This is a genomic window from Sphingomonas leidyi (genome assembly GCF_011761945.1).
In the GTDB taxonomy this organism is placed as follows: Bacteria; Pseudomonadota; Alphaproteobacteria; order Sphingomonadales; family Sphingomonadaceae; genus Sphingomonas; species Sphingomonas leidyi.
Genome location: NZ_JAASQV010000003.1, coordinates 126,300 through 138,220 on the forward strand (window position 1 = coordinate 126,300; position 11,921 = coordinate 138,220).

13 protein-coding genes and 1 tRNA gene are annotated in these 11,921 nt (G+C 66.7%); 8 read left to right on the plus strand and 6 right to left on the minus strand.

Going from position 1 to position 11,921, the window contains the following annotated elements:
* Positions 1–186: 186 nt before the first annotated feature.
* Both FHR20_RS15900 and FHR20_RS15905 read right to left on the minus strand, forming a co-directional pair.
* Positions 187–834, minus strand: coding sequence for a response regulator transcription factor (locus tag FHR20_RS15900; RefSeq protein ID WP_167300621.1), 648 nt, complete (start codon positions 832–834; stop codon positions 187–189).
* Positions 831–1,871: a sensor histidine kinase gene (locus FHR20_RS15905; protein WP_167300622.1), complete on the minus strand. Its 1,041-nt coding sequence runs from the start codon at positions 1,869–1,871 to the stop codon at positions 831–833. Before FHR20_RS15905 ends, FHR20_RS15900 begins: the two co-directional genes overlap by 4 nt.
* Positions 1,872–2,015: 144 nt before the next feature.
* Here FHR20_RS15905 and FHR20_RS15910 point away from each other — a divergent pair, with 144 nt between their 5' ends.
* On the plus strand, positions 2,016–3,599 hold the full coding sequence (locus FHR20_RS15910) for a putative bifunctional diguanylate cyclase/phosphodiesterase (RefSeq protein WP_167300623.1): 1,584 nt from the start codon (positions 2,016–2,018) through the stop codon (positions 3,597–3,599).
* A 159-nt stretch (positions 3,600–3,758) separates the two neighbouring features.
* Here the strand turns inward: FHR20_RS15910 and FHR20_RS15915 are convergent.
* Positions 3,759–3,848, minus strand: a tRNA-Ser gene (locus tag FHR20_RS15915).
* Positions 3,849–3,970: 122 nt separating this feature from the next.
* Here FHR20_RS15915 and hspQ point away from each other — a divergent pair.
* From hspQ to FHR20_RS15945, 6 genes are all read left to right on the plus strand, one after another.
* A complete protein-coding gene (gene hspQ, locus FHR20_RS15920) occupies positions 3,971–4,351 on the plus strand; it encodes a heat shock protein HspQ (protein WP_167300624.1) in 381 nt (126 codons plus the stop codon).
* A gap of 118 nt (positions 4,352–4,469) precedes the next feature.
* Positions 4,470–4,847, plus strand: coding sequence for a 50S ribosomal protein L21 (gene rplU / locus FHR20_RS15925; protein ID WP_086130413.1), 378 nt, complete (start codon positions 4,470–4,472; stop codon positions 4,845–4,847).
* A gap of 25 nt (positions 4,848–4,872) precedes the next feature.
* Entirely contained in the window at positions 4,873–5,142 is a 270-nt protein-coding gene (rpmA, locus tag FHR20_RS15930; protein WP_086130412.1) for a 50S ribosomal protein L27, read from the plus strand.
* Positions 5,143–5,316: 174 nt separating this feature from the next.
* Entirely contained in the window at positions 5,317–5,874 is a 558-nt protein-coding gene (locus FHR20_RS15935; RefSeq protein ID WP_243857480.1) for a GNAT family N-acetyltransferase, read from the plus strand.
* A gap of 105 nt (positions 5,875–5,979) precedes the next feature.
* Positions 5,980–6,588, plus strand: coding sequence for a TetR family transcriptional regulator (locus FHR20_RS15940; RefSeq protein ID WP_167300625.1), 609 nt, complete (start codon positions 5,980–5,982; stop codon positions 6,586–6,588).
* Positions 6,585–6,944, plus strand: a complete 360-nt coding sequence (locus FHR20_RS15945) for a hypothetical protein (RefSeq protein WP_167300626.1) — start codon at positions 6,585–6,587, stop codon at positions 6,942–6,944. The genes FHR20_RS15940 and FHR20_RS15945 overlap by 4 nt, the downstream gene beginning before the upstream one ends.
* A 13-nt stretch (positions 6,945–6,957) precedes the next feature.
* Here FHR20_RS15945 and FHR20_RS15950 read toward each other — a convergent pair whose 3' ends face one another.
* The 3 genes from FHR20_RS15950 to FHR20_RS15960 all read right to left on the minus strand — a co-directional run bounded on the left by FHR20_RS15950 (position 6,958) and on the right by FHR20_RS15960 (position 10,478).
* Complete coding sequence (locus FHR20_RS15950) at positions 6,958–8,922, minus strand: ATP-binding protein (protein WP_167300627.1); 1,965 nt, start codon at positions 8,920–8,922, stop codon at positions 6,958–6,960.
* 45 nt (positions 8,923–8,967) lie between these two features.
* Positions 8,968–10,158, minus strand: coding sequence for a serine palmitoyltransferase (spt, locus tag FHR20_RS15955; protein ID WP_243857537.1), 1,191 nt, complete (start codon positions 10,156–10,158; stop codon positions 8,968–8,970).
* Between the two features lie 77 nt (positions 10,159–10,235).
* The gene (locus tag FHR20_RS15960) at positions 10,236–10,478 is read right to left on the minus strand and encodes an acyl carrier protein (RefSeq protein ID WP_167300629.1); all 243 of its coding nucleotides are present in this window, start codon (positions 10,476–10,478) and stop codon (positions 10,236–10,238) included.
* A 325-nt stretch (positions 10,479–10,803) separates the two neighbouring features.
* On the opposite strand from FHR20_RS15960, the gene FHR20_RS15965 reads away from it, so the two are divergent.
* On the plus strand, positions 10,804–11,874 hold the full coding sequence (locus FHR20_RS15965) for an alpha/beta hydrolase family protein (RefSeq protein ID WP_167300630.1): 1,071 nt from the start codon (positions 10,804–10,806) through the stop codon (positions 11,872–11,874).
* Positions 11,875–11,921: the final 47 nt, after the last annotated feature.

The window sequence follows — 11,921 nt, forward strand, 5'->3', positions numbered from 1 at the left end:
TTAGATCGACTACTGTCGCTCGGCATTTGCTGGCGTTCCTCGAATGGCCTCGGCCCCGCGAAAGCGGGGTGAGGCGTGGCGGGCGGATACCAACTGGGGATCGGCCCCGCCAGTGGGGAATTCTGCGGCGCACCGAAGCAAATCGGATAGTCGGAATATACCATGGTATATCCAACCGCCCCACCCCTATTCCGAAGGCGGGAACAGGCGATCGTGGATGCGCACCAGATCGGGCAGCGATCGCGCGTTCATCTTGCGCATGACCTGGCCCCGGCGCACCTTGACGGTGACCTCGCTCACTTCGAGCCGCGCCGCGATCTGCTTGTTGAGCAATCCCTGCGCCACCAGTTCCATCACTTCCCGCTCTCCATTGGTGAGCATGTGGTGGAGCCCGCGCAGCTGCGCGAGGCCCGCCTCCTCGCGGCGCCGGGCCCGGTCCCTGGCGATTCCCGCGTTGATCGCGTCGAGCAGCGCCTGTTCGTCGAACGGCTTGGCCAGGAATTCGATCGCACCGGCCTTCATCGCGCGAGCGGCCATCGCGATGTCGCCATGGCCGGTAATGAAGATCACCGGCAACAGGATGCCGAGGCCCTTCATCTGGCGCTGGAAGTCGAGGCCGCTCTGCCCGGGCATGCGAACGTCGAGCACGAGGCAACCGGGCGCCTCGGGCAATGCGTGCGCGAGAAAGGCCTGCGTAGAGGCGAACGCCCGGCATCCGATGCCGACGGACGCCAGCAGATCCTCGAGCCCCGCGCGGACCGAGGCGTCGTCGTCGACGATATGGACGATCGGCGCCGGACCGTCCTCGGCAGGGGCAATTGCTTCGATCGTCATTGCCTCGCTCCCGAAATCGGCAGGCTCACGCGGAAAATGGCGCCGGAAGGGGCATTCGCGGCAGCCCAGATACGCCCGCCATGCGCTTCGACGATAGCCCGGCTGATCGTCAGGCCGATGCCCGTGCCGCCTTCCCTGGTCGTCCAGAACGCCTCGAACAGCTGTTCCCGGGCGCCGGCCGCGAAGCCCATGCCGGAGTCCGCGATCGTCATGACGACCGACGGATCCTCGGCCGTGGTGGCGATCGCGATCCGCCGATCGGCCTCCGGCACGCGCGCCAGCACCTCGATCGCGTTGAGCAGAAGATTGCCGACCACCTGGAGAAGCTGCACCCGGTCCGCCAGCACGACCGGCAATGTTTCCGCCAGCTCCAGCGTCAGGCTGATGCCGCCACGATCGAGCTCGCCCTGGGCGAACAGGATCGCTTCGCCGATCGTCTCGTTCAGATCGACGCGTTCGCGCCTGGGCGCTTCATGCCGGGCGAGGCTCCGCACGCGCTGGATCACCGCGGCCGCGCGGTTCGCGTCGCCCAGGATGCGTTCCGCCGAACCGCGCGCCTTTTCGACATTGGGCGGATCCTGGCCCAGCCATCGGAGGCAGGCGTTGCCGCTGCTGACGATGCCGGCCAATGGCTGGTTGACTTCGTGCGCGATCGAAGCGGTGAGTTCGCCGAGCCCGGTCACCCGCGCGATCCTGACGAGCTGTGCCCGCGCTTGGTGCGCCGCAGCCTCGGCCGCGACCACCCTGAGCGCAAGCCAGGTCGTGATGCCGATCGCGGACGTGCTGATCGCCATGTTGACGATCCCCGCCTCGCGAGAGCCGCCGGCGGTCAGCGCGGAACTCACCAGCGTGAGCAGAATGCACAGCCCGGCGAGCGCGATGACGTTGCGGCGGGGAAATCGCCCGATCGCCAGCAGGATGATGGCAATGTAGAATATGGCTGCCGCGATCTCGAGGTCGGTGACCGTGTCGGCGATGAAGATGCCGGCCATGAGCGCCGCGATCGCCACCGCCTGCAGCCATGATTTCCATTGCATTGGGGAATCTGCCCGTTTCGAATATGCCTGCATATATGCCCGATATGCCCGGGTATCGACATCGATGCCGCAAAACGCAGCCGAAGATCGCGGCAATGCTTTGACAAGCAATGGCCGATACTATCCGGGCCCGAGAGGTTTCGCATGCATTGGCCCGCGATCCGGAGTTTCGTCATTCGCCACCGTTTCGCCATTCGCGACCTGGGGCTGGTCCTGGCAGCGGTAGCGGCACTCGCCTATTGCGCATTCGCCTTCGACCTGTTCGAGAATGAAGGCGGCCTCACCGTTCACAAGGCCGAGATCGAGCTCGACGAGGCGCTGCTGCTGGGCGTGGTGCTGGCGCTGGGCCTCCTGCTTTTCGGCGCCCGCCAGTATCTGCGCCAGAAGCGCGAGATGGCCCGCCGGCTGTCGGCGGAAGGCGAAGTCCGCAGGCTCGCCTATCAGGACGTATTGACCGGCCTGCCCAACCGCCGGAAGTTCGACGATGCGCTTGCTGCGGCGGTGGGAGCGCCTCCGCGGGCAGGCGCTTCGCATGCCGTGCTCCTGCTCGACCTCAACGGCTTCAAATCCATCAACGACGTGCACGGGCACGCGGCCGGCGACGAGCTTCTGATCGTCATTGCCCAGCGCCTGCTCGGCGCAATCCGCGATGGCGACATGGTCGCGCGTTTTGGCGGCGACGAATTCGCGATCCTGGCCACCCATCTCGCCGATCCCGAAGCCGCGACCAACGTCGCGCTTCGCGTGATCGATGCGCTCGACACGCCCGTCCATGCGGCGGGCGCCACACACCGCGTCGGCGCCGGCATCGGGATCGCGCTGGTTCCGGTCGACGCCACGAACGTCGAGGAAGCGATGCGCAAGGCGGACGTCGCGCTCTATCGCGCCAAGGCCGAACGACGCTCGGCGCTTCGCTTCTTCGAGCCCCAGATGGACGTGCGGATCCGCGAGCGCGCCGCAATGGAGGCGGCGTTGCGCCGGGCGCTCGACGAAGAGCGAATCGATATCGTCTATCGCCCTGCCTTCGATCTTCGCACGCACGCGGTGGTCGGCTTCGAAGCGGCGCCGCGCTGGATCGACCCCGAGCATGGGGAAATCCCGATCGAGCGGTTCCTGGCCATCGCCGACGAAGTCGGCCTGATCCACGCGCTGGGCGAGCGCGTGCTGCGCCTGGGCTGCGCCGCGGCGGGTTCCTGGCCCGCGAGCATCACCCTGTCGATCGACATTCATGCAAGCCAGCTCAGGGACAATCTCCTCGCCGCCCGGATCCTGCGCATCCTGGGCGAGGCAGGCATCGCGCCCGCCCGGCTCGAGGTCGACGTGACCGAAAGCGCGTTCGTCGCCGATCTGGACAATGCACGCGCCGTGCTCGGCAACCTCAGGGCCGCGGGGGTTCGCATCGCGCTCGACAATTTCGGCACCGGCTATTCGAGCCTCTATCATCTGCGCAGCTTCCGCCTCGACAAGGTGAAGATCGACCGCAGCTTCGTGCAGGCAATGACGCGCGAGCGCGAAAGCGCCGGGATCGTGCAGGCGCTGGTCGGCCTTGGCCATGGCCTCGGGCTCACCATCGCCGCGGAGGGCATCGAAGCCAGCGACCAGGAAGGCGCCCTGCTGGGCACCGGTTGCGAACAGGGCCAGGGAGACCTGCTCGGCGCGCCCCTGGACGCAGCGGCCGCTGCCGCATTGTTCGAGCACAGGATATCGGGAAGCACGACACAGGCGTGACGCATCGATCCGCAGGTCCGCGCATCCGCGCCGGGGGATCGGGAAGGCCCCGGAATCAGGACCGATTGGGATTTGCGGCAGAGCGCAGCGGAGACGGTTCGCCCCCGTCAGGGCTCGCAAGCGCGAACCCGGGCTTGTGCAAGGCCCTGGAGCAGGAACTGGCGGAGAGGGTGGGATTCGAACCCACGTTACGGTTACCCGTAAACCGCATTTCGAGTGCGGCGCATTCGACCACTCTGCCACCTCTCCGCGAGGCGATTGTGCGCGGAAGGGTTCCGCGTTGGTCGCTGTGAGCGGGGGCCCCTAGCGCAGCGTTTCGGATACTGCAAGCGCATCCTTGTACCTGCGCGAAGAGATATTAGATTGAAGGCATGACTCAGCTCCCCGGCGCCCCGATTCCCTATGAACCCGGACTTCCGATGCCGCCGGTCGCCACCGCCCGCTTCGCCATCGGCGAAGTGGTGCGCCACCGGCAGTTCGAGTTCCGCGGCGTGATCTTCGACGTCGATCCCGTATTCGCCAACAGCGACGAATGGTACGAGGCGATTCCCGAGGACGTGCGCCCGCGCAAGGACCAGCCCTTCTACCACCTGCTCGCCGAGAACGACGAATCGAGCTACGTCGCCTATGTCAGCCAGCAGAACCTGGTGGCCGACGATAGCGAGGAACCGGTCGACCATCCGGCGATCAACGGGCTTTTCGAAGGCTATGCGGCCGGGCGCTACACGCTGAAGCGGACCCACCGTCACTAAACTGCCCAATATGGGTAGTTACCGGTTGACTTCTGATCCCGCCTCCCTTAGCTGCGCCCTTCCTCCTGCCGGGGTGCAACCTTGGCGGGCACAAGCATTTGAACCAGAGAAGAGACCGATGTTCGCTATCGTGCGCACGGGCGGCAAGCAGTATCGCGTTGCCGCGGGAGACAAGATCGTGGTCGAGAAGCTCGACGGCGAGGCCGGTTCGACGGTCACGCTGGGCGACGTGCTGCTCGCCGGCGAAGGTGGCGAGCTGAAGTCCACCGAGGGCCTCACCGTCTCGGCCGAGATCGTCGCGCAGGCGAAGGGCGAGAAGGTCATCGTCTTCAAGAAGCGCCGCCGGCACAACTATCGCCGCAAGAACGGCCACCGCCAGAACCACACCATCCTGAAGATCACCGCCATCGGTGCGCAGGAAGAGAAGAAGAAGGCCGCGCCGAAGGCGAAGAAGGCCGCCGCTGCCGAGGGCGAGACCCCGGCTGCGGAAGCGTAAGCCAGAGATACGAGGAGTATAGAGCATGGCACATAAGAAGGCAGGCGGCTCTTCGCGTAACGGTCGTGATTCGGCCGGCCGTCGTCTCGGCGTGAAGAAGTTCGGTGGCGAGCTCGCGGTTGCGGGCAACATCCTCGTGCGCCAGCGCGGCACCAAATTCTATCCGGGCGTGAACGTGGGCATGGGCAAGGACCATACCCTTTTCGCGCTCGTGGACGGCCGCGTGTCGTTCAAGGAAGGCAAGCTTGGCCGCAAGTTCTGTTCGGTAGACATGATTGCGGAGGCTGCCGAGTAACATCGGGCAACCGACCGGGTTGTCCACCAGGACGACCCGGGTTCGACGAACGAACCAGCTGAAAAGGGAGACGGGTCGCCCCGGCTCCCTTTTTTATTTCCTCCCTGACACCACGGCGCAACAACCTCGTCACAGTAGCGTGGCGTGGGGCGTCGCAGGACCAAGGAGATGGTCATGTTCGTGCGAACGCAAAGACTGACATTACGGCCCGGCTGGCCCGAGGATGCCAATGCCCTGGCGCAGGCGATCGGACATGAGAGCGTGGTGCGCAACCTCGCCATGCCGCCCTGGCCCTATCCGCTCGAAGCGGCCGAAACGTTTCTCGCCGGTTTCGGCAACCCGGTCGAACCCAAGTTCCTGGTGTTCGAGCATCGCTCTGGCGCGGTCCGCCTGATCGGCGGCATGGCGGTGGGCACGTGGAAGGACGAACCCAACGAGCTCGGCTATTGGCTGACCCCGGATGCCTGGGGCCATGGTTTCGCGACCGAGGCCGGGCGGGCCGTGCTGCGGGCCGCGCGGGCGCGGGGCGTTCGCCGCATCACCGCCGGCCATTTCATCGACAATCCCGCCTCGGGCCGGGTGCTGCGCAAGCTGGGTTTCCGCCCGACCGGCCAACTCGTCACCATGTATTCGCGCGGCCGCGGCTGCGATGTGGCGAGCGCGCGCTACGAAATCGACCTCTCGGAGGGCGATTGCGGCGGCGGCGATGCGGATGACCGAATGGCGGCATGATCGTCCTCCCCGGGCCCGCCCCGGGGAGGATCGCTTGATGTCTGTGCTTTCCCCCTTGGAAATCATGCCCTAAGCCGGGGGTTTCCGGGGACGACACAGCAGAAGATGACCGCCGCACCACGCAAACGCCTTTCTCCCGAAGAATCCCGCGACGCCGCGCTCGAAGCCGCGCGCGCGCTGCTGCTCGAGGCGGGACCGCAGGCCGTGACGCTCAAGGCGGTCGCCGCGCGGATCGGGCGAACCCATGCCAATCTGCTCCACCATTTCGGCTCGGCCGCGGGGCTGCAGAAAGCGCTCGCCGCCAATATCGCCTGCGGCGTGACCAGCAAGATCAGCGCCGCGGTGATGCGCGCGCGCGCCGGCGACCATGACGACCACGAGGTGGTGAACCTCACCTTCGACGCGTTCGACAAGGGCGGCGCCGGCGCGCTCGCGAGCTGGATGATCCTGACCGGCAATCAGGATGCGCTGGACCCCATATTGGAAGCGATCCACGGACTGATGGACGAACTGGCCGAGGGCCATGACGACAAGACCCATTCGCTGCACGAGGAGACGCTCCAGCTCGTCCTCATGGCGGTGGGCGATGCGCTGCTCGGCGCCCCGATGGCGCGGGCGCTCGGCCTGCCGCGCGACAAGGCACGCCAGATGGCCGTCGCGCAGCTCTCGCGGACGATGGCCGAACATCATGGCGACATGGAGAAGCCGCAATGATCCTGTTCTCGCTGGCGCTGACCCTATCCGCCGTGCCGGACAAGACCTGCAACCTTTCGGCGCAATGGGGCACGAAGCTGCCCAGGAAGAGCGCCGATGCCTATGCGGTTCGCGACAATGGCGGTCAGGCGCTATGGGGCTTCATCCGCGCCAGCGACACCGCGCTGGAGGATTTCGCCAGCGGCGCCGGCCGCGAGACTCCGCACCGGCCGATCATCCTCTATGCCGCGGACACCGATTGCGCGGTGGTCGAACGCTATGCCGCGATCATCGAAGCCGCCGCCAATTGCGCGCCGGACTGGTGTGTAGTGAGCTACAAGCCGGCCCCATCCACGCGGCAGAAATCCGACAGCTAGCGCGCCGGGCGGATCACTCCGCTGCCGCCCGCCCGCTCCTGCGCGCTTCCTGCGCCATCGCCTCGGCCACCGCAGCGGCAAGGCCGGCAATGGTGAAGGGCTTGCGGAGCACGGTGCGCCCCTTGAAGATCGCCGCATCCGCTTCGCCGGCAAAGCCGGTTACGAACAGCACCGCCACCCCCTCGATCCGCTCGCCCAGCGCGGCGATCATCTCGGGGCCGGTCCGGCCAGGCATCAGCACGTCGGACACGATCAGGTCGAGCGACGGCAAGGTCGCGATCGCCCCCGGCGCGGCCAGCGGATCGTCGCAACCGACGGCACGATGGCCAAGCTCGCCAAGCGCGCCCAGCGTCGCGGCGAGCACGCGCGGATCGTCTTCCACCACCAGGACATCGAGCGGCCGCGCGCCCTTCTCGGAGGCGTCTTCGGCGGCGGGAGCCGCCTCGGGAACCGCGCCCTCGCCGACATGGCGCGGCAGGTACAGCACCACCTGCGTGCCCTTGCCCGGCGCCGTATCGATGCCGATTTCCCCTCCCGACTGACGGACGAAGCCGAAGATCTGGCTGAGCCCCAAACCCGTCCCCTTGCCCACCGGCTTGGTGGTGAAGAAGGGCTCGAACACGCGTTCCAGCACCTCGGGCGTCATTCCCATGCCCGTATCGCCAACTTCGATCGTGACATAGTCGCCCGCCACACATTCGCCGACCTCGTTCTCGGCCAGGGTGATCCCCCCGGTGACGAAGCTGAGCGTCCCCTGCCCCTCCATCGCATCACGCGCATTGACGGCGAGATTGAGCAGCGCGTTCTCGAGCTGATGGCGGTCGACCCAGATCCGCCAGCCCTTGCCCGCATCCTCCGTCTCGACCGCGATGCCGTCGCCCAGGGTGCGGTCGAGCAGTTCGGTCATGCCGTCGATCAGCGCGCCCGCCTCCACCGCTTCCGGCAACAGCGGCTCGGCCCGCGAGAAGGCCAGCAGGCGGCGGGTGAGCGCGGCGGCGCGGTTCGCGCCTTCCATCGCATTCTCGATATGCTTCTGTGCATCGGGCCCGCCCGTGTGCAGGTGGCGCTTGGCAAGCTCCAATCCGCCGAGAACCACGGCGAGCATATTGTTGAAATCATGCGCGATGCCGCCAGTAAGCTGGCCGACCGCCTCCATCTTCTGCGCCTGGCGAAGCTGTTCCTGCGCCGCCTCGCGTTCGCCCGCCTCGGCGCGCAGCTGCTCGGTCGCCTCGGCCACCGCCTCCTGCAGTTCGGCGGCTCGCTCGCGCTCGGCGTCGGCCATGGCATCGGCGACCGCGCGCTCGCCCTGGGCCTCGATCGCCATCCAGCCGAGCAGCACCGCGCCGAGCACGATCAGGATGCCGAAGCCGGTGAGGAGGCGTGAAGCAAAGCCCGAATTGGCAAGCAGGTCCGCGGCCGCCTTGCTGCGGCCGTGGAGCGTGACCCGCTCGGAATCGACCACTTCGTTGAGCACTTGCTCCAGCTCGCTGCGCGCCGGGCTGGAACGGACCTGGTAATAGCTGCCCCAGGCATCGCTGTGCCGCTTATAGGCCGAATAGAGTGCGGTGTTGGCCAGTTCCTTCCCGCGCGCGTCGAACGCCCGCTTCAGGCGGATCATCCGCGCGCGCTGATCGCCATTGTCGGCGGTGAGCTGCCGGAGCCGGGTGAGCTGCTCCGTCGCTCGTTCCCATTGCGCGCCATATTGCTGGCCGAGCTTGCGATCGGCGCTGACGACATAGCGGCCCAGCGCCGCCTCCGCCCCCGCAATCGCGCCGGAGAGCTGGTTGGCGCGCATGATGACGTCGAACGTGTGCTGCTGCCGCGCGATCGCCTGATCCCGCTCCGCATCGGTCCGCTGCTGGATCACCGCCACTGCCGCAAGCACAGCGATCCCGAGCAGCGCGAGCGCGCCGAGCAGCATGAACCGCCAGTTCGTCGCCCGGACAGCACGCTCCAGGGCGTTGTTGACCTCACTCATTACGCGCTCGATTTTAGTCGAGCCTGCGGGCGCTGAAAAGCGCCCTCAGCCAATAACGCCCACCGCCTGGCCCGCAGCCCGGAACAAGCCCAGTACGCGTTCGATCTGCTCGGTCGAATGTTCGGCGCAAAGCGAGCAGCGCAGCAGATAGGTCCCCGCCGGCGTCGCAGGCGGACGAGCCATGTTGACGTAGACGCCGCCGTCCAGCAGCGCCTGCCACATCATCACCGCCTGTTCCTGGTCCTCCAGGATCACGGCGATGATCGCGCTGTCCGGCGCCTCGGTGCCGAGCCTGAAGCCCATCGCCTTGAGGCCGCCGTGCAGCGTGCGGGCATTTTCCCACAGATGCGCGCGCTTGTTGTGGGCGTGCATCAGCTTGCGGATCGAAGTCGCCGCGGTCGCCACTACCGAGGGGGGCAGCGAAGCGGTGAAAATATAGGGGCGGCAGGCCAGGCGGATCGCCTCGAACTTGGGATGGTCCGAGATGCAGAAGCCGCCGACGGTACCGACCGACTTGGAGAAGGTGCCGACGACGAAATCGACCTGGCCCTCGAGCCCCTGATCCTCATAGACGCCGCGGCCATTGGGGCCGAAAAAGCCCATCGAATGCGCCTCGTCCGACAGGACCATGCAGCCATGCTTCTTGGCGACGGCGACCATTTCCTTCAGCGGCGCGATGTCGCCGAGCATCGAATAGACGCCCTCCAGCACCACCAGCTTGCCGGCCTCCTTGGGCAGGCGGCCCAGGCGCTTGTCCAGATCCTCCACGTCATTGTGACGGAAGCGGACGATCTCGGCATTGCCCTGCTTGCAGCCGTCATAGATCGACGCGTGGCTGTCCGCGTCGAGGATGACATATTCGCCCTTCCCCACCAGGGTGGAGATCATGCCGAGATTGGCCATATAGCCGGTCGAGAAGACGATCGCGCCCGAGACGCCATAGAATTCGCGCAGCGCCTGCTCGACTTCCATGTGATCCCGAAAGGTGCCGTTGAGCATGCGGCTGCCATTGGTGCCGGAGCCGAACGTGTCGAGCGCGTCCTTGCCGGCCTGGATCACGTCCGGATCGAAGGTCATGCCCATATAGTTGTAGGTGCCGAGCAGGATCGTGTCCTTGCCCTTGATCACCGCCTCGGTGGGCGACTTCACCTGCTCCATCACGATCGCGAAGGGATCGGTGACGCCGCTGTCGAGCAGCGCCTGGCGCTCGGCGATCAGGCCGTCGAACTTCGACATCAGGTCGCGCTCGGGCGCGACCTCGGCCGGGTTGGCGGGAAGCGCGTCGGCGGTGTTCAGGCTGTCGGTCACGTGGATCAGCCCTTGAGCTTCTGGACCGCGTCGACCAGCTGGCCGACATTCTCGATCTCGGCCTGCATGTTCATCGTGATGATGATGTCGAACTCGTCCTCGATCGCCGCGACGAAATCCATCACGGTGAGGCTGTCCCACTCCAGGTCCCCGGCGAAGGTGGTGCTATCGGTCAGCGCGACGCCCTTCTTGTTGAAGGGCTCGATCTGGGCGGTGACGGTCTCGAAGACGGTGGCGCGGTCGGTCATGGGGTCCCTCTAGTGATATCGTCCCGCAGTGCCAAGCGATTGCGGCGGAAACGCGCCGCTGTCGAGGCAGGCCGCGGGGCGCGGAAGTTTAGGAAACATACACTACGGGGGCATCGATTCCGGCCCCTGCAACACCCCGCCTCCCGACCGATGGCAGCGATTTGAAGCGCCGTTCGCATGCGGAAGAGGGAAACAGACGAAATCCTACATTGCAAGGCGATGTCGCGGGGACGCTTGCCCAGCCACGCTTGGAGTCCGTGAAGCAGCGTGATACGTACATAAATCAGCAACACAGTTCGTCGGGGGGGATTTCATGGGGGATCACATGCTTTCGCGCCGCTCTGCCCTTTCCGCGGGAGCCGCTGCCGCGCTCGCGCCGGCCGCGCTGGCACCCGCGGCGCAGGCACGAGGCACGCGGGACGCCGCGCTGATCGGCCTGCTCGGCCCGATGCCGGCCCGCCCCCGTCCGCAATTCACCGTGCTCGAGACGACTGCCATCGAAGGCGGCCAGCGGCTCAAGATCGAATACCTCGCCGAAGCTGCCTATCCGCTGCTCGGCGAACCCGAGGACCGGGTGCGTGCCTATCTGCTGGTGCCCTCGCATGGCGCCGGGCAGCGGCTGCCGGCGATCCTGGCCTTCCACCAGGACGGACCCCAATATAACATCGGCAAGGCGGAGCCGGCCGGCCTGGCGGGCGATGCGAACCTCTTCTATGGGCTGGACCTGTTCCGTCGCGGCCATGTCGTGCTCTGCCCGGACCGCTTCTACCATGCCGAGCGCCGCCGCGGCGTCGATCCCGCCGCTCCGGCCGACAATGCGCGGGACAGCAAGCTGTACGATCACCGCGTGGGACAATTGTTGCTGCGCGGCCGCAATTCGATCGGCAAGGACGTGTTCGACGCGATGGTCGCGACCGACCTGCTTGCCAGCCTGCCCTATGTCGATCCGGCGCGGATCGGCGGGATCGGCCATTCGGCGGGCGGCATGGCGATGGCCCATTGGATGGCATGCGACAAGCGCGCCAAGGCCGGCATCTCGTCCTGCGGGCTTTTCGAAATCCTCAACTTCTACCGCGAGGACGCAGTGAAGCGGCGTTCGGCCTCGGTCGCGCTGCCGGGGCTGGCCGCTGTCGGCAGGTCCGCCGACTATCTCGCGATGATCGCGCCGCGCAACATCCTGCTCACCCGCGGGCGCTGGGAATGGGGCACCAAGGACGAATGGCGCGAGGCGAGCCTGCGCCATGTCGCCGAGACCGAGGACATGGTCGCGCATGCCCGGGCGCGGGGATCGGGCAATTCGCTCGAGGCGATCTATTTCGACGAGGCGGGGGGCAAGCACGACTTCCCGCCCGCCATGCGCGAACAGGCCTATGCCTGGCTGAAGACGCGACTCTAGCCCGCCCGGCCCCATCGTCGCCGACGGTGGGATTTGAGGCGCGGCGC

Bases quoted from the DNA above. Each gene is read 5' to 3' on its own strand.
- spt (WP_243857537.1), bottom strand. From the start codon at position 10,158: ATGTCGAAGTTCGACGGCCTGATCGCCGAGCGCCAGGCGCTGCTCGAC.
- FHR20_RS15965 (WP_167300630.1), top strand. From the start codon at position 10,804: ATGCTTTCGCGCCGCTCTGCCCTTTCCGCGGGAGCCGCTGCCGCGCTC.
- FHR20_RS15905 (WP_167300622.1), bottom strand. From the start codon at position 1,871: ATGCAATGGAAATCATGGCTGCAGGCGGTGGCGATCGCGGCGCTCATG.
- FHR20_RS15945 (WP_167300626.1), top strand. From the start codon at position 6,585: ATGATCCTGTTCTCGCTGGCGCTGACCCTATCCGCCGTGCCGGACAAG.
- FHR20_RS15940 (WP_167300625.1), top strand. From the start codon at position 5,980: ATGACCGCCGCACCACGCAAACGCCTTTCTCCCGAAGAATCCCGCGAC.
- FHR20_RS15910 (WP_167300623.1), top strand. From the start codon at position 2,016: ATGCATTGGCCCGCGATCCGGAGTTTCGTCATTCGCCACCGTTTCGCC.
- FHR20_RS15935 (WP_243857480.1), top strand. From the start codon at position 5,317: ATGTTCGTGCGAACGCAAAGACTGACATTACGGCCCGGCTGGCCCGAG.
- hspQ (WP_167300624.1), top strand. From the start codon at position 3,971: ATGACTCAGCTCCCCGGCGCCCCGATTCCCTATGAACCCGGACTTCCG.
- FHR20_RS15960 (WP_167300629.1), bottom strand. From the start codon at position 10,478: ATGACCGACCGCGCCACCGTCTTCGAGACCGTCACCGCCCAGATCGAG.
- rpmA (WP_086130412.1), top strand. From the start codon at position 4,873: ATGGCACATAAGAAGGCAGGCGGCTCTTCGCGTAACGGTCGTGATTCG.
- rplU (WP_086130413.1), top strand. From the start codon at position 4,470: ATGTTCGCTATCGTGCGCACGGGCGGCAAGCAGTATCGCGTTGCCGCG.
- FHR20_RS15950 (WP_167300627.1), bottom strand. From the start codon at position 8,922: ATGAGTGAGGTCAACAACGCCCTGGAGCGTGCTGTCCGGGCGACGAAC.
- FHR20_RS15900 (WP_167300621.1), bottom strand. From the start codon at position 834: ATGACGATCGAAGCAATTGCCCCTGCCGAGGACGGTCCGGCGCCGATC.